The 16,297-nt window shown below is 46.4% G+C and carries 15 protein-coding genes and 1 pseudogene; 2 read left to right on the top strand and 14 right to left on the bottom strand.

All coding sequences use genetic code 11. From position 1 onward, the window contains the following. Window positions 1-72: 72 nt before the first annotated feature. Window positions 73-459, top strand: a pseudogene (locus FFM74_RS11260) (solute carrier family 23 protein); the annotation flags it as partial. Between the two features lie 171 nt (window positions 460-630). After that, window positions 631-1,935, top strand: a complete 1,305-nt coding sequence (locus tag FFM74_RS11255) for an NCS2 family permease (protein WP_137626724.1) — start codon at window positions 631-633, stop codon at window positions 1,933-1,935. An 89-nt stretch (window positions 1,936-2,024) separates the two neighbouring features. On the opposite strand, the gene FFM74_RS11250 is transcribed toward FFM74_RS11255, so the two are convergent. From FFM74_RS11250 to purE, 14 genes are all read right to left on the bottom strand, one after another. Beyond that, window positions 2,025-2,540 carry a DUF3278 domain-containing protein gene (locus FFM74_RS11250; protein WP_137626723.1) on the bottom strand — a complete coding sequence of 172 codons (516 nt, stop codon included), beginning with the start codon at window positions 2,538-2,540 and terminating at the stop codon, window positions 2,025-2,027. A gap of 10 nt (window positions 2,541-2,550) precedes the next feature. Next, window positions 2,551-2,748: a helix-turn-helix transcriptional regulator gene (locus tag FFM74_RS11245; protein WP_137626722.1), complete on the bottom strand. Its 198-nt coding sequence runs from the start codon at window positions 2,746-2,748 to the stop codon at window positions 2,551-2,553. A gap of 593 nt (window positions 2,749-3,341) precedes the next feature. Beyond that, entirely contained in the window at window positions 3,342-4,499 is a 1,158-nt protein-coding gene (locus FFM74_RS11240; protein WP_137626721.1) for a 5-methyltetrahydropteroyltriglutamate--homocysteine S-methyltransferase, read from the bottom strand. 376 nt (window positions 4,500-4,875) lie between these two features. After that, the gene (purD, locus tag FFM74_RS11235; RefSeq protein WP_137626720.1) at window positions 4,876-6,111 is read right to left on the bottom strand and encodes a phosphoribosylamine--glycine ligase; all 1,236 of its coding nucleotides are present in this window, start codon (window positions 6,109-6,111) and stop codon (window positions 4,876-4,878) included. Between the two features lie 18 nt (window positions 6,112-6,129). Then, complete coding sequence (gene purH / locus FFM74_RS11230) at window positions 6,130-7,662, bottom strand: bifunctional phosphoribosylaminoimidazolecarboxamide formyltransferase/IMP cyclohydrolase (protein WP_137626719.1); 1,533 nt, start codon at window positions 7,660-7,662, stop codon at window positions 6,130-6,132. Next, entirely contained in the window at window positions 7,662-8,240 is a 579-nt protein-coding gene (gene purN / locus FFM74_RS11225) for a phosphoribosylglycinamide formyltransferase (RefSeq protein ID WP_137626718.1), read from the bottom strand. Before purN ends, purH begins: the two co-directional genes overlap by 1 nt. After that, on the bottom strand, window positions 8,233-9,258 hold the full coding sequence (gene purM / locus FFM74_RS11220) for a phosphoribosylformylglycinamidine cyclo-ligase (protein ID WP_137626717.1): 1,026 nt from the start codon (window positions 9,256-9,258) through the stop codon (window positions 8,233-8,235). The genes purN and purM overlap by 8 nt, the downstream gene beginning before the upstream one ends. Beyond that, on the bottom strand, window positions 9,259-10,710 hold the full coding sequence (purF, locus tag FFM74_RS11215) for an amidophosphoribosyltransferase (protein WP_137626716.1): 1,452 nt from the start codon (window positions 10,708-10,710) through the stop codon (window positions 9,259-9,261). It abuts the gene before it with no gap. Next, the gene (gene purL / locus FFM74_RS11210) at window positions 10,695-12,914 is read right to left on the bottom strand and encodes a phosphoribosylformylglycinamidine synthase subunit PurL (protein WP_137626715.1); all 2,220 of its coding nucleotides are present in this window, start codon (window positions 12,912-12,914) and stop codon (window positions 10,695-10,697) included. Before purL ends, purF begins: the two co-directional genes overlap by 16 nt. After that, a complete protein-coding gene (gene purQ, locus FFM74_RS11205) occupies window positions 12,907-13,587 on the bottom strand; it encodes a phosphoribosylformylglycinamidine synthase subunit PurQ (RefSeq protein ID WP_137626714.1) in 681 nt (226 codons plus the stop codon). The genes purL and purQ overlap by 8 nt, the downstream gene beginning before the upstream one ends. Before the next feature lie 3 nt (window positions 13,588-13,590). After that, complete coding sequence (purS, locus tag FFM74_RS11200; RefSeq protein ID WP_137626713.1) at window positions 13,591-13,842, bottom strand: phosphoribosylformylglycinamidine synthase subunit PurS; 252 nt, start codon at window positions 13,840-13,842, stop codon at window positions 13,591-13,593. Continuing rightward, window positions 13,842-14,579 carry a phosphoribosylaminoimidazolesuccinocarboxamide synthase gene (purC, locus tag FFM74_RS11195; RefSeq protein WP_137626712.1) on the bottom strand — a complete coding sequence of 246 codons (738 nt, stop codon included), beginning with the start codon at window positions 14,577-14,579 and terminating at the stop codon, window positions 13,842-13,844. The genes purS and purC overlap by 1 nt, the downstream gene beginning before the upstream one ends. Next, a complete protein-coding gene (gene purK, locus FFM74_RS11190) occupies window positions 14,579-15,709 on the bottom strand; it encodes a 5-(carboxyamino)imidazole ribonucleotide synthase (RefSeq protein ID WP_137626711.1) in 1,131 nt (376 codons plus the stop codon). The genes purC and purK overlap by 1 nt, the downstream gene beginning before the upstream one ends. Continuing rightward, window positions 15,693-16,175, bottom strand: coding sequence for a 5-(carboxyamino)imidazole ribonucleotide mutase (gene purE / locus FFM74_RS11185; RefSeq protein ID WP_137626710.1), 483 nt, complete (start codon window positions 16,173-16,175; stop codon window positions 15,693-15,695). The genes purK and purE overlap by 17 nt, the downstream gene beginning before the upstream one ends. Between the last annotated feature and the right edge of the window lie 122 nt (window positions 16,176-16,297).

Here is a 16,297-nt window from a genome sequence, read left to right as displayed (position 1 = left end):
AAAATCGAAATTAAATTTACTCATAAATGAAACCCCCAAAATTGGATTTTTCTGTCCAACCTTGGGGGTTCACTTTACTCAGCGGCATTTTTAGTTGTCCTCGGTTTGCTGCCAAAAATTGGCGCCTTAGCGACCGTCATTCCCGACCCAGTTTTAGGTGGCGCGATGGTCGTCATGTTTGGGATCGTCGGTATCCAAGGGATTCGCATGCTCGCTCAGGTGGATTTCCGCAATAACAATAACTTACTAGTTGCCGCCGTCTCCATTGGTTTGGGGTTAGGCGTTACCGTTCGTACCAATATTTTTCAGTTCTTACCAAATTCACTCCAAATCATGTTAGGCAACGGTGTCGTTGTCGGGAGTTTGGCCGCAGTTGGCTTAAATCTCTTGTTCAATCGTCACGCTGCCGAAAAAACCGTCGATGAAGAATCAGTCGGCCTAAATGAAGAAAACAATTAATTTCATAAAAAAGACTCAGCCGGTCTAGTCGTGATAATCACGATTGGACCGGTCTTTTGTTTACATTGGTCTTACGGTTAATGCGGCCACCCCCTACCATCCAAAAACCAGTATGTTATACTGGATAATTGTTGAATTGTTAACCTTTTATTATGTAAGGAGCGGGAAACTATTTTAGAGCAATTATTTCATTTAAAGCAACGACGCACTTCTGTCCGAGCTGAACTTGTGGGTGGCTTAACCACCTTCTTGGCAATGTCATACATTTTGGCGGTAAACCCCGAACTATTAGGGGGTGCCGGCATGAACAAAACTGCCGTCTTTACCGCGACCGTGTTGGCTGCCATTGTTGGTTGTTTACTCATGGGCCTTGTCGCAAATTTCCCGGTTGCTTTAGCACCAGGAATGGGACTCAACGCCTTTTTCACGTATACCGTTGTGCAATCTTGGCATATTCCGTGGCAAACAGCTTTAGCCGGCGTGTTCGTTGCTGGCTTACTATTTATTTTGCTAACATTATCCAAGTTAAGGGATAAATTAATCAATTTGATTCCGAGCGCGTTAAAATATGCCGTTTCTGCTGGTATTGGGCTGTTCATTGCCTTTTCTGGCTTACAAACTTCTGGTATCATTGTCGCCAGCAAATCGAACGCGGTCGCTTTAGGCAACTTGCATAGTCCAGCCGTCTTGCTCGCCATTTTCGGGATTATCGTCGGCGTCATGCTGGTCACTGCCAATGTGACGGGTGGTATTTTCTGGGGCATGTTCATCACCGCAGTTGTCGGGATGATTTTCAAAGTCATTCCCTTACCAACCGGCATTATCAGTGGCGTTCCTAGCGTCCAACCAATCTTTGGTCAAGCCATCTTGCATCTGACAGACATCAACTCGTTTCAAATGATTATCGTCATTTTGACCTTCTTCATCATTGGCTTATTTGATACCTCGGGAACCTTAGTCGGTGTCGCCACGGAAGCCGGCATGGTCAATCATGACACTGGCGAAGTCAAAGGTGTCGGTAAGGCCTTGTTTAGTGGCGCTTTAGCAACAACGATTGGCGCCATTTTCGGGACTTCGCCAACCACCGCCTATGTGGAATCCACCTCTGGCGTCGCTGTTGGAGCACGGACCGGTTTATCTTCCGTCGTCGTGGCAATTTTGTTCGCGATTGCTGCCTTCTTCTCACCACTCTTATCGGTGATCACGTCAGCCGTCACGGCCTCAGCGTTAATTATCGTCGGTATTTTAATGTTATCCAACGTCCAGTATATTGATTGGACGAAATTTGAAATTGCGGTGCCGACCTTCTTCACTATGATTATGATGCTATTGACTTATAGTATCTCCGAAGGCTTGGCTGTGGGCTTCATCTTCTACCCAATTACCATGACGGTTAAAGGCCGTTGGCGCGAAGTTAACGCCTTAATGTGGACGATGATGGTCGTCTTCATTGCTTACTTTGCTTTTGTGGCTTAATTAAACCTGACAGCAGCAACAAAAAGTGATTCAGAAATTTTAACCAAATTTCTGAATCACTTTTTTTATTTCATTAACTAATTTCGGTGTTAAACTTGTTTTTTCAGGCGACTCAACCCGATTAATCCCATGCAACTGCCAAAGAATATGCCACGAAACACCGCATGCCAAATATTACCAGGTAAACTCAAAACAGCAAAGAAGTCACTACCATCAGTCAGCATATCAATACCGGCAAACAAGAAATACGTGCTGATTCCAAAATAGCTGCCGGAACCGAGTGCTTGCCAGCCTATTTTTTGGCGGGCTTGACGCATTGATTGCCAGCCAACCTCCTGATCAGTTAGATGTGCACGCTGACTAGCAATCATCACGTAAGGTGCAATGATTCCCATCGAAAAGACAATATTCGCCATCATGAGACCAACCAATGCGTCATACGGTGATTGTATTCCCCACACACCCGCAATCACAGTGGCAACGACTATGAACATAATGGAAGCCAAAAAAGCAGTCGTACTAATCCGCCCCACTGCTTGACGTTTATACTCGTCAAAGCTTCCCGTAATACAAAAAAACGTTTGACAACCCAATCGTGCAGCCATTCCCCATTCTTCATCCGTTTATTTTCTCCCAGAACAACTGATTAAGATCCGTATGCAACACTTGCGCTAAACGAATACAGAGATCGAGTGATGGATTATACTTGTCATTTTCAACCAGATTGATGGTTTGGCGGGCAACACCAACCGCTTGTGCTAATTCAAATTGGGTTAATCCTGCCGACTTACGATAATTTTTGACTCGATTCAATGTACTCGCTCCCTTTTAAAACATCAAGGCTAATTGACACCTAGCGTCTAACACTCACTTAAGAAATGTCGATTATATATGACATTAAAATATGAAAATGAGCCATCAACCAACTTCGGCCGATGACTCATTATGATCTAATTAACTGCCTAAAGATTGTAATCAAAAAGGCTCGTAAACACCGTTATGTCAATAATAAACATTTTAGACTAGAATTATGATAACTGCTCCGTCAATCAGAATGATTGTCGGATACGGGATAGTCCCAACCAGAGTGTGGTCTAAGATTTCGATTCAAACCCGATACCCCACGTCTTTGAATCTTACCCACACGGCACAATATTTCTGCCAGTCTCCGCTAAGTTTATGGCTGAAGGTTGGGGCTGATAACATCGGTCGTGATGGTGGCGTTACATCGGCCGTTTTTTGCCGACGTTACGCCACGGACGGTCCGGGATAGTTGCGGTTTTTGCAACCATTCCGGGCGAAGGCCAAGACCGCTCCTCAGGCTTGGCCTGGTCCCACGACCGCATGTGATCAGTTCCAACCGGAAGCGACAGCTATTAATTAATTGGTGACTCATTATGACCTGGTTAGACGCCCCAGACTTCTTCAGCAATTGACTTAACGAGGGCAATCTTTGCCCACTGTTGTGCTTCAGTTAGCACATTGCCTTCTTCGGTAGAAGCAAATCCGCATTGTGTGCTTAAGCACAACCGGTCTAATGGCAAATAGTTGGCCGCTTCATGAATCCGATCAATGACAGTCTGGCGATCTTCCAACTCACCTGATTTAGAAGTCAATAATCCTAAAACAACTAACTTGTTGTCACTAACTAATTTCAATGGTTCAAAGCCACCCGCACGGTCGCTATCGTATTCAAGGTAGTAAGCCTTAACGTTTTCTTGGTTGAACAGTGGGTCGGCCACAGAATCGTAACCACCAGCTGATGCCCAAGTAGAATGATAATTACCGCGACAAATATGTGTATTAATCGTTAAATCTGCGGGTAAGTCTTTAATCGCTTCGTTATTAACGTCCAAATAAAGTTGTTTGTTTTGGTCCAAAACCGCGTCATTACGAGCGGTGAGGTCACCAGTTTCCGCACCTTTAGCATGATTACCGGCTAACATCCCCCAAGTACAGTCATCCAATTGAATCGTGCGCGCACCCGCGGCGTATAAGTCTTCAATAACTTGATGATAGGCCGCTGCTAAATCCTTAACAACTGCAGCCTCCGTGCCATAAACTCGGCGTAATGCCGCCACATTTTCTGGCCTCTGTAATTCAGCTAGGCACTGGGCTGGTGCTGGAATCGTTTGCTTGATTTGGGTGCCAGCACTGACATGATCACGCACAAACTTGAAATGGTCAACAAACGGGTGATTCTCACCGCTAAGCTTGCCGCTGACAATGGCAGATTCGGCCCGCGTTTCTTCATCATGGAAAACATAACCTTGGGCCAGTTGTTTCTTTTCAATCCCTTGTAAGCCCCAGAAAAAGTCTAAATGCCACCAGCTCCGCCGAAATTCACCATCGGAAACAGCCTTTAATCCTGCCGCTTCTTCCTTTTGAATCAGCTCAACAATTGCGGCATCTTCAACTTTTTTTAACCCAGCCGCATCAAGCGCTCCCTTAGCAAATTGCGCCCGTGCTGTCTTTAAAGCTGCTGGCCGCAAGAAACTACCAACGAAGTCATAACGAAATGGTGAAGTGGTCCGGTTTGAAAATGTTTGTGTTGCTGTTGTCATCATAAAAGCCCCCGTTAAATTTTGTTTTAATCGTAACTAAAAAATCGTCCCTTTTAATCACACCAATGTGATTAAAAGGGACGATTTTTTTGCGCGTTACCACCCTAGCTTCACTAATTGTTTACACAACTAGCCTCAACGGTACCTGTTGATACCTGGCAAGCTAACGGTTGCAACCGGTCAGTCAGCGTGAACCGCCTGACATGCTCAGAGCTCATCTTCACGCTTATCTTAGGACCCGTTTCCACTCGTCGGGCTCACTGTCACCTAAAACTAAACGCTACTCTTCTCCTCAACGCAAATATGAGATTACGATTAAATGATGATTAAACTATAAGTCTGTTTCTCATAATTGTCAAGCTCATCATCACGCTTTTTAGGTTTTAGTGAGTCCTTTGGCACCAATATCATGCCGATAACACAAGTCACCTAAGGTCAATTGCGCCAGTTGGGCATAAACTTGGTGCTGGGCTGTCGCTAAATCTACGGCGTGCGTCCCCAGCATCATCAAGCGTCCACCGGCACTCACTAAGGCGCCCGGTTCGCCAGCAACACTGGCATAGTCAGCACCAGGGACGGTCGGTACCGGCACATTTGCTTTTGTTGGCCCCGGATACCCCGGTGCCGCCAAGACAACCCCGAGATAGGTTTCATCGGTTTGCCATTGCACAACCGGTTGCCGATGCTGCAACAAGTCGACGATGAGCTGATAAAAATCGCTCTGACATTGTGGCAACAAGATTTGTGCTTCAGGATCACCTAGTCGCAAATTATATTCAATCACTTGTGGTCCTTGTGGTGTCAAGATACCACCCACATAAATGACGCCTTCAAAACTCAAATCATCGGCTTTAAGCCCTTTGATGGTCGGTTCAATAATGGTCGTCACCGTCTGCGCCAAAATTTCCGGTGTTATTTGCGGTACAGGTGAGTAAGCTCCCATGCCACCAGTGTTAGGCCCAAGATCATCATCCAACAGGCGCTTATGATCCTGTGCGGTTGGTAACAAGACAGTCTTGTCGCCACCAACGAAGACCATTTGTGAGAATTCAAAGCCTTCAACATAATCTTCAATCAAGACCGTCTCAGTTGCCTCAAATGCGGTCACTAACGCCGCTTCCGCCTCATCACGAGTCATGGCCACGGTGACCCCTTTGCCAGCCGCTAAGCCATCGACTTTGATGACTTGTGGCACAGGCTGTTCACGACTATACGCAATGGCACTCGTTAACTCATGAAAAAGTTGATAACCAGCCGTTGGGATTTGATGTCGCGCCATAAATTGTTTTGCAAAAACTTTTGAGCTTTCGAGCCTGGCAGCGGCTTTGTTCGGTCCAAAAACAGCCAAACCCGCCGCCTGAAAGTAATCGACAATTCCGGCGGCCAATGGCACTTCTGGTCCGATCACGGTCAAGTCAATGGCTTTTTGACGTGCAAAAGTGACTAATTCGGAAAAGGCCAGCTCATCAATCGCAACCGTTTGAATATCATCTAACCGCATGCCTGGATTGCCCGGGGCACAATAGACCCGCGCGACTTGAGGACTTGCTAGCAATGCTTTAGCAATCGCATGTTCACGCCCGCCATTACCAACAACTAAAACTTTAGCCATGCCTTGCCACCCTTTCGCTTAATGTCTGAAGTGTCGTACACCCGTCGTGACCATGGCAATACCGTAACGGTCCGCCATATCAATTGAGTCCTGATCTTTGATACTGCCACCAGGTTGTACAATTGCACGAATCCCATGTTGGGCGGCGAATTGAACACAGTCATCCATTGGGAAGAAGGCATCGGAAGCCAAAATGGCATTTTCATAACCTGGCTTGCTCATGGCTTTTTCAATCGCAATTTTGGTTGAATCAATTCGGTTCATCTGACCAGATCCCACGCCCAAAGTTCGGTCCGCGGTAGTCACCACAATCGCATTACTCTTGACGTGTTTGACGACTTGTTGCCCGAATGCTAACGCCTTTAATTGCGCGTCCGTTGGTTGTTGTTTGGTCACAACCGTGAAATCAGCTAGGTTTTCGAATGCTTGATCAACTTCTTGACGTAACAAGCCCCCACCAACGGAGATTGTTTCAAACTTATCGGCCGTGTGTGCTTGATCAAAGTTGACCGTGAGTAACCGCACATTCTTTTTCTTCGCTAAGACGTCAAAAGCATCCTGATCAAAACTAGGCGCAATGATAATTTCCAAGAAAATCTTGTGCATTTTTTCCGCCGTTGCCAAATCAACTGGTCGATTAAGCGCAATAATGCCCCCAAAAATGGAAATTGAGTCGGCGGCATAGGCTTTATCCCAGGCCGCTTCGACCGTATCACCTAGCCCAACACCGCAAGGATTCATATGCTTCATCGCAACAACTGCCGGAACATCGTATTCGCTGACCATATGCAAGGCTGCATCAGCATCCTTGATGTTATTGTATGACAATTCTTTACCATGTAACTGTTTCGCACCGGTAATTGAGAATGGGGTTGGCAAGGCATTTTCATAGAATGATGCCTTCTGATGACTATTTTCACCATAGCGCAGTGCCTGCTTCTTGTCGTAAGTCAGGGTTAATTTGTCAGGAAATTCATCCGTCGTTAAATATTGCGCAATCAACGCATCATAGCTCGCGGTGTGTTGGAAAACCTTGGCAGCTAAGCGCTGGCGCAATTCTGGCGTCACTGTATCGGTTTGTAAGTCAGCTAAAATTTGATCATAGTCAGCTGGGTCCACAATTGGCAATACGGCTGCAAAGTTCTTGGCGGCTGAACGTAACATTGAAGGACCACCAATATCAATCTGTTCAATGGCTTCTGCTTGCGTCACATCTGGTTGTAAGATAGTTGCTTTGAACGGATACAAGTTGACCACAACCATATCAATTGGCGTAATTCCAGCTTCTTTGAGTTGCGCCATATGGGCTGGTAAGTCGCGTCGTGCCAATAAACCAGCGTGAACTTTTGGATGCAAAGTCTTCACGCGACCGTCTAACATTTCTGGGAAGCCGGTCACTTCTTCAATCCCGATAACGGGAACGCCCGCAGCTTCTAAGGCTTTCTTCGTGCCACCGGTTGAAACCAATTCATAGTCGAGTGCGACTAACCCTTTTGCAAAATCAGTCAATCCTTGTTTATCAGAAACACTTAATAAGGCTCGCTTTGTCATTAGATTGCTCCTTCATTGATGAGTGATTGTAAGACGTCTGGATAAAATTGATGTTCTGTTTCGTGAATCCGTGCCGCCAACGACGCGACGGTATCTGCTTGCTTGACTGGCACTTGTCGCTGACCAATAATTTGCCCGGTATCAATGCCAGCATCAATAAAATGAATGGTGACGCCAGTTTCAGAAACACCGGCCGCAAAAGCATCCTCGATGCCGTGCCGCCCGGGAAACTTAGGCAGTAGTGCCGGGTGAATATTAATAATCTTATGTGGATAAGCGGTTAACAACGTTGGCCCAATGATGCGCATGTAGCCTGCCAATAAAATGGCAGCAATTTCATGGCGTTGTAGTGCAGACAAAATAATTGCTTCTGCTGCTGCTTTATTAGCATAATCATGAAAATTAATGACCAAAACCGGAATTTGATCGGCCTGCGCCTTTTTGATTACGGGTGCCTCGGCGTTATCACAAACTAATAAGGCAATTTCTGCCGCGATCGGTCGCGTTTGAATGGCTTGTTGTAACGCCACAAAATTAGTTCCCGTTCCAGAAGCAAAGATGGCAATCTTTTTAAGCATGCGCTGCCTCCTGAAAGACGACTGGTTCACCATGGTCAGTCACTTGACCGACCTGATAAAACACTTGTTGCTGTTGCGTCAAGCTGGTCGTCACTGCTGCTAACTGTTCTGGATGAACAATCAAGACCATCCCCAAGCCCAAGTTAAAAGTTGCGCGTAAGTCGGCCGCTGATAAGTCCCCTAAATCTGCTAAGAGCGACATGATCGGCGGGATCGGCCAAGCACCGACCGTAAATTGTGCCGATAATCCAGTCGGCAAAGCTCGCGCCACGTTCTCAATTAAACCGCCCCCCGTAATATGGGCAATACTAGCAACGCACTTTTGTTGCAACAACGGTAAAATCGCGTCAACATAAATTTTGGTTGGTCGTAATAATTCGGTCTGTAACTCGTGCCCCAATTCAGGGAAAACGTGGGTCAACGCAAAATCATGTTGCTTGAATAAAATATCTCGAACTAAACTGAAGCCATTAGAATGCAGCCCATTAGATGGCAGACCAATCAAAATGTCACCAGCTTGCACATTATCAGGGCTGAGCAAATCCGCTTTATCCGCAATTCCGACCGCAAAGCCGGCTAAATCATAATGATCCTGACCGTACATGTCTGGCATTTCGGCCGTTTCACCACCAATTAAAACTGTTCCAGCTTGCTGACAACCGGCGACAACCCCTGCTAAAATTGCTTTAACGCGAGTCGTATCCGTATGTCCCAGTCCTAAATAATCTAAGAAAAATTGTGGTTTAGCACCTTGAGCTAAAATATCATTCACGCACATCGCCACCAGATCAATTCCAATGGTCGTGTGCTGATTTGCGGCAATCGCGACTAATAACTTGGTTCCAACGCCATCCGTCCCGGCAACCAAAACTGGCCCGTTCTCAACGGCATCGGGCGCCAACGGGAATAACCCACCGAAAGCCCCAAGTTGGCTGTTACCACTCATTTTTTTGACTTCTTTCAAGACTTCATAACCGGCATTTAGGTCGACGCCGGCTTTTTTATATGCGTCGCTCACCTAATCACCCCTCGACTGTTTTGCTTGTAACTGTCGTTGTTCTTCATCATATTCCGCTTGGTAATCATATAGTGGCGTTGGATAGTCACCATTAAAGTAAGCCATGCAAAGACCGCCATATGGGGCATCCACTTTTAAACCGACCGCGTCAATGACCCCTTGTTCACTCAAGAAGCCCAGTGAATCAGCCCCAAATGTCTGACACATTTCAGGAATCGTTTGTTGCGCGGCAATTAACTCTTTAGTGGTCTGAATATCAATCCCATAAAAACACGGGAAACGTAATGGTGGTGAAGCAATTCGTAAATGAACTGCCTTGGCCCCGGCATCTTTTAGCAATTTCACAATGCGCCGACTAGTGGTCCCGCGCACGATTGAATCGTCAATTAAAACCACGCGCTTACCGGCAACGACCCCTTTGACGGCCGATAACTTCATCCGAACCCCTTGTTCACGTAACGCTTGAGTTGGCTGAATGAAAGTCCGCGATGAATATTGATTTTTTATGAGCCCCATTTCATAAGGCAAGCCACTCGCTTCGGCGTATCCCGTCGCCGCAGATAAAGACGAATTGGGCACACCGACAACAATATCAGCTTCAACCGGTTGTTCCTTAGCTAAAGCTGCCCCCATTCGCTTACGCGCAGAGTGGACATTGACACCATGAATATCGGAATCGGGACGGGCAAAATAAATATATTCCATCGAACAGATGGCTAATTGGGTATCCGTCGTATAGTGGTCGATTTTCAAACCCTGGTCATCAATAATCAGTAGTTCTCCTGGATGGACGTCTTGAACAAACGTGGCGCCAACCGTATCTAAGGCACAAGTTTCACTGCAAACGACATACCCACCCGTTGGTAACTTGCCGACAACTAATGGCCGAAACCCATTCGGGTCCAATGCGGCATAGAGCCGGTCATTAGTTAGCAGTAAGTAGGCAAAACCACCATGGACTTGCCGCAGCGCATCTTTGACTTGCTCCGTTAAGGTCGCTGCCGGACTGCGACGAATTAAATGCATCAGGATTTCACTGTCAGAACTCGCATGGAAAATGGCGCCATTTTGCTCCAAATTATGGCGTAACGTCACAGCATTGGTTAAATTACCGTTATGTGCCAATGCGAATTGCGCATCACTAAAGTTAAATTCTAACGGTTGAATATTTTCAACGCCGTGGTTGCCTGCTGTCGCATAACGAACGTGCCCAACCGCCGCATCACCGGTTAACCGGGCTAACCGAGCGGGGTCCCGAAAAACATCGGCTAATAGCCCCAGGTCACGTTCCGATTGCAAGACACCGTGATCATTAGCAGTAATCCCAGCACCTTCTTGACCGCGATGTTGTAACGCATGTAAGCCAAAATAAGTGAGTTGTGCCGCATCCGGGTTACCCCAAACACCAAAGAGCCCACACTCTTCATTCAAACCCTTTACTTCAGTAGGCATGGTAAGGCTCCTTCCCATAACCGTTTCGCAAAACTGACCTTAATGTCAAAATTCTGGTCGGCCGTTTCGATGAACAACCGGTCATCTGCCGTCGTCATGCCTAAATAGGTGGCGTAGGGTTCCATTAAGTTTTCAAATTCTGCACGCTTCGCCGCAGTCACAGAAATCACGAATCGTGATTGGGTTTCCGCAAAGAAATGTGCTGCTGGCAAGTCGCTCTTCAAGTTAACCCCCAAGCCGTTACCAAAGCAGGATTCCGCAATTGTTGTAATTAAGCCACCTTCCGAGACATCATGCGCACTGGCAACGAGCCCTTTTTGAATCGCACGTAATAACAACCGTTGATTTTGATTTTCAGTCACCAGATCAAAGTCAAAAAGTTCGCCAGAAATCGTTCCAGTTAACATCTTTTGTAATTCACTGCCGTTAAAGTCGGCGCCAGTTTCGCCAAAGACGTACACCGCATCGCCCGCTTGTTTAAAGTCTTGAGTCGTAATATCACGTTGATGTTTGATTAACCCGACCATCCCAATCATCGGCGTTGGATAGATTGGGTCGCCATTCGATTCATTGTTCAACGACACATTACCGGAAATCACTGGTGTATTGAACAATTGGCAAGCACGGGCAATCCCCATCGCCGACTCGTCTAAATCGTAAAATTGTTCCGGTTTTTCTGGATTACCATAATTTAAGCAATCGGTAATCCCAAGCGGCTGTCCACCAGAGGCGACAATATTTCGGGCCGCTTCAGCGACTGCAATTTCACCACCGACTCTGGGGTTCAAATACAAGTAGCGGCCATTCACATCGGTCGTGACGGCTAAAGCTTTATCCGTGTATCGAATCCGAATGACCCCAGCGTCAGAGCCCGGCTTAACGACGGTATTCGTCTGAACTTGTGAATCATACGTTTCATAAAGACATTTCTTAGACGCAATCGTTGGTTGTTGCAATAATTTTTTCAATGCGCCGGTCGCATCCACGATTCTTGGCATAAATTGATGATGACTCTGTTTGTTTAAGCGACTGGGCCGTTTCTTTTCACGTTGATAGACGGGGGCCTTCGTCGCTAAGGCATCGACGGGCACATCCGCCACGAGGTTGCCGTGATGGAATAATTGATACTGATGACCATCGGTAACTTTCCCAATCGTCACCGCATCCAGACCGTACTTGTCAAAGACCTGGGTAATTTCAGCTTCTGCGCCAGCCTTCACACAAAGTAACATCCGTTCCTGTGACTCTGACAACATGAGTTCAAAAGCTGTCATGTCGCTTTCGCGTTGTGGGACTAAGTCTAAGTTCAGTTCCAAGCCACTACCGGCCTTTGAGGCCATTTCAGCTGAAGACGACACCAAGCCGGCTGCACCCATATCTTGAATCCCAATCAACACTTCGCGATGGTCATGAATCACTTCCAGACAAGCATCCATCAAGAGTTTTTCCATAAATGGATCACCAACTTGAACTGCTGAACGTTGTGATTCTTTGGCATCATTAAACTCAGCCGAGGCAAATGACGCCCCGTTGATGCCGTCACGGCCAGTTTTTGCGCCAACGTAAATCACTGCATTGCCTATCCCAGTAGCTTGGCCCTTCTGAATATCGGCTTGATTTAAAATCCCAACACACATGGCATTGACTAATGGGTTCTTTTGATAACTGGCGTCAAAAACCGTATCGCCACCAATGGTAGGAATTCCAATACAATTACCATAACCACCAATTCCGGCAACCACTTGTTCAATTAAGTATTTGGTATGCGCATCGTTAGGTTCACCAAAGCGCAAACTATCCAGTAACGCAATCGGCCGCGCGCCCATGGAGAAAATGTCGCGAATGATCCCACCGACGCCAGTTGCTGCGCCTTCATATGGTTCAACTGCCGACGGATGATTGTGACTTTCGGCCTTAAAAACCACGGCTTGACCGTCACCAATATCGATAATTCCGGCACCTTCACCGGGGCCCTCTAAGACTTGTTCGCCTTGAGTCCAGAACTTCTTAAGCACTGGTTTAGAGTTTTTATACGAACAATGTTCACTCCACATACCGGAAAATAAGCCAGCTTCCGTATAATTTGGCAACCGCCCTAACACTTTTTCAGTAATTAACTGGTATTCGGCGTCGGTCAGTCCCCATTCACGGTACGTTTGACTGTCACGTAGCGCTTCGGGTGTTAACTCATTATTTTTAAGCATGGGCAACCTCCTCATGGTGTGCTAACAGTGACTTAAAGATCCCGAGTCCGTCGGTAGACCCTAGCAAGGCTTCCACAGCCCGTTCTGGATGGGGCATCATCCCTAAGACATTGCCTTGTCGATTCACGATGCCAGCAATATTTGCGACACTACCATTTGGATTAGTCACGTATTCAAAGACAATCTGATGATTTGCCTGCAAGTCGGCCAAGGTGGCGTCATCACAATAATAATTGCCTTCCCCGTGTGCAATTGGCAGCTGGAGACGCGCATCCGCGGCATAATCACTCGTAAACTGCGTCTCAACATTACAGACACGTAATTCACTCGTCTCACAAATAAATTGCGCTGAGCGATTCGCTTGTAGTGCACCCGGAAGCAAGCCAGCTTCAGTTAAAATTTGGAAACCGTTACAGATTCCCATGACTGGCTTTCCAGTTACGGCAAACGTCTTCACCGCAGTCATTACTGGGGCAAACCGAGCGATGGCACCGCTGCGTAAATAATCACCGTACGAAAACCCACCTGGCAAAATCACGGCATCATATTCGGCTAAGTCCGTGGTCGTCGCAGGCACTAAATCCGCGTCAGCGTTTAAAATATCACGCAACGCGTTGACCATATCGTGGTCACAATTGGACCCTGGAAAAACAGGTACGGCAAATTTCATGATTGCTTACGCCTCCATCTCAGTAATTTCGTAACGATAACTTTCCATATTCACATTAGCTAACAAGCGATCACACATTTCATCAACTTCCGCCTCAACGGGTTGTTTACCAGCGGTTAGTTTGATTTCAAAATACTTCCCGAGTTCTACCGCGTCAACATTAGTATAACCAAGCCGGTGTAGGGCATCATGAACGGCTTCACCTTTTGGATCTAAGATTGATTCTTTATAAGTCACGTATACTTTTGCCAAATACATTATTGTTGGCTCCCTTCGACAGTGGCTAAACGCTGGAGGACTTCTTGATAAACAGTCGTTAAATCGCCCAGATTTTTCCGAAAAACATCTTTATCTAGTGACTTTTGAGTCTTCTCATCAACTAAGCGACAGCTGTCCGGTGAGATTTCATCCGCCAGTAATACTTGACCAGTTACAGTCAGGCCAAACTCAATCTTAAAATCAACGAGTTGAACGCCCATCTCAGCGAAGATTTCCTGCAACCGGGTATTGACGAGCAGTGCTTGCCGCTTCATTTCGGCCACCACTTCGGTACTGGCAATCGTCAATGCCGCAACTTGTGAGTCATTAATAAATGGATCATCTAAAGCATCACTTTTATAGAATAATTCCAAAACGGGTGTAGCAAATTTAGTTAAATGATCAACGGCAAATTTTCGTTCAAAGCTACCCGAAGCAGCGTTGCGAACGACCGTTTCCAGCGGAATCATTTTGACGCGACGCACTAATTGCACATAGGCAGACGGTTGATCAATAAAATGATTTGGAATGCCATGTTGAGCGAGATCTTTAAAAATCAGACTAGAAATGCGGTTGTTGAGTAAGCCTTTTTGATCAACAACCACTTTTCGTTTCCCGTTCAGCGCGGTTGCTTGATCCAAATATTGGACCCACAACACCTCAGGATCATTGGTCGCATACATTTCTTTAGCCTTGCCTGTGTAAAGTAACTCGCCTTTTTCAACTGCCGTCATAATTATTGTTCTCCCTTCAATTGTTGCAATGCGTTTAATGCTTCATCAACGTTTTGATTTAGAACTGTAATGTGCCCCATTTTTCGTTGTGGTTTAATTTCGGCCTTGCCGTAATCGTGAAAATGCCACTCGGGATGATTCATGAGATTTTCGCGCGCAACAGTTAAATCGGTGCCTAATAAATTGCGCATGACTGCGGGTTCAACTTGCGTGATGGCTGGAATCGGCAATCCACAAATGCTCCGAATATGTGCTTCAAATTGAGAAATATTACAAGCTTCAATGGTGTAATGGCCGGAATTATGTGGCCGTGGTGCAAGTTCATTAACTAATAAGCTATCATCTGGTAAAACGAAGAATTCAATCCCTAAAACGCCGCGTAATTTTAGTGCTTCGGCGATTGAGACCGCAATTTTGCGTGCGGCCACATGTACTGCCGGCCGCACATTAGCTGGCGCAATGGTGGTGTGTAAGATGTGATGTTGATGTCGATTTTCAACGAGTGGAAAGGTGGTCACGACGCCGGCAGCGCTCCGTGTGACTATCATTGACACTTCCGCGCGAAATTCTTGTCGGGCTTCGAGAATGCAAGGTTGGTCAATTAATCGAGCTGCCGCCGCAGTTAATTCTGGTTGCATCAAGTCCGTTTGACCATGGCCGTCATAACCACCCGCCACAGTTTTTAAAATCGCTGGCGTGCCTACTCGTTTCAACGCATAGTTAAAACTTTGTTGGTCAGTCACCGGGGCAAATGGTGTCACTGGAATCCCGTGATCATGTAAGAATTGTTTTTCATTGAGGCGATTGCCAGTAATGTGTAATAGATCAGTACCCTGAGGGAGTTTGGTATAGCGCTGCGCAGCGATTAGCGCGGCTTCATCCACATTTTCAAACTCATATGTCAAGACGTCGCTTTCTTGTGCCAGCATAATCAAGGCAGATTTATCTTGATAATCCGCAGTAATTTGAAAATCCGCAACTTGAGCGGCTGGCGCTTGTGGTGTCGGATCGAGCACCCCGACATGATATCCCATTGATTTAGCACTGAGCGCCATCATTTGGCCTAACTGTCCACCACCGACAATGCCAATCGTGGCTGGCGGTAAAATTGGCTGATTAGAATTGTTGTTCACTTTGTTCAGCCTCCTGCCGTTGTTGTTGCCGAAAGTTAAGTACCGCGTGCTGAATTTTTTCATCTTGTAATCCTAATATTTGTGCCGCCATTAAGGCCGCATTCTTGGCACCAGCTTCACCAATTGCCATCGTGGCAACCGGTACACCGGCAGGCATCTGAACAATCGATAGCAGTGAATCAACCCCGTTGAGCGCTCGGGTTTTAATCGGCACGCCAATGACTGGCAACAGCGTATTAGCAGCCAGCATTCCTGGTAAATGGGCTGCGCCGCCAGCACCGGCAATAATTAATTGCAAGCCACGTACAGCCGCCTGTTCACCGTATGTTTGTAACGTTGTTGGCATCCGGTGTGCCGAAATCACGTGCCGCTCATAATCAATCCCAAGCATTGTTAATTGCTCGGCAGCTAATTGCATCGTCGGCCAATCTGAAATTGACCCCATCACTAAACCAACTTTCGCCATCTCAATCCTTCTTTCTTTGTTTTCATGATAAGTTTAACAACCTCGCTAGTTGCTGTCAACGAATTTCTTAACTTTATCTATTAATTAACGTTATAACGTTCGTGTTATTTAAATTAAGGCAA

The sequence above is a fragment of the Lactiplantibacillus pingfangensis genome, assembly GCF_005404945.1.
In the GTDB taxonomy this organism is placed as follows: Bacteria; Bacillota; Bacilli; order Lactobacillales; family Lactobacillaceae; genus Lactiplantibacillus; species Lactiplantibacillus pingfangensis.
This window is presented reverse-complemented; position numbering and strand designations above follow the sequence as displayed.

Bases quoted from the DNA above. Each gene is read 5' to 3' on its own strand.
- purN (WP_137626718.1), bottom strand. From the start codon at position 8,240: ATGCTTAAAAAGATTGCCATCTTTGCTTCTGGAACGGGAACTAATTTT.
- FFM74_RS11240 (WP_137626721.1), bottom strand. From the start codon at position 4,499: ATGACAACAGCAACACAAACATTTTCAAACCGGACCACTTCACCATTT.
- purF (WP_137626716.1), bottom strand. From the start codon at position 10,710: ATGCCTACTGAAGTAAAGGGTTTGAATGAAGAGTGTGGGCTCTTTGGT.
- purH (WP_137626719.1), bottom strand. From the start codon at position 7,662: ATGACAAAGCGAGCCTTATTAAGTGTTTCTGATAAACAAGGATTGACT.
- purD (WP_137626720.1), bottom strand. From the start codon at position 6,111: ATGGCTAAAGTTTTAGTTGTTGGTAATGGCGGGCGTGAACATGCGATT.
- FFM74_RS11250 (WP_137626723.1), bottom strand. From the start codon at position 2,540: ATGGCTGCACGATTGGGTTGTCAAACGTTTTTTTGTATTACGGGAAGC.
- purE (WP_137626710.1), bottom strand. From the start codon at position 16,175: ATGGCGAAAGTTGGTTTAGTGATGGGGTCAATTTCAGATTGGCCGACG.
- purL (WP_137626715.1), bottom strand. From the start codon at position 12,914: ATGCTTAAAAATAATGAGTTAACACCCGAAGCGCTACGTGACAGTCAA.
- purS (WP_137626713.1), bottom strand. From the start codon at position 13,842: ATGTATTTGGCAAAAGTATACGTGACTTATAAAGAATCAATCTTAGAT.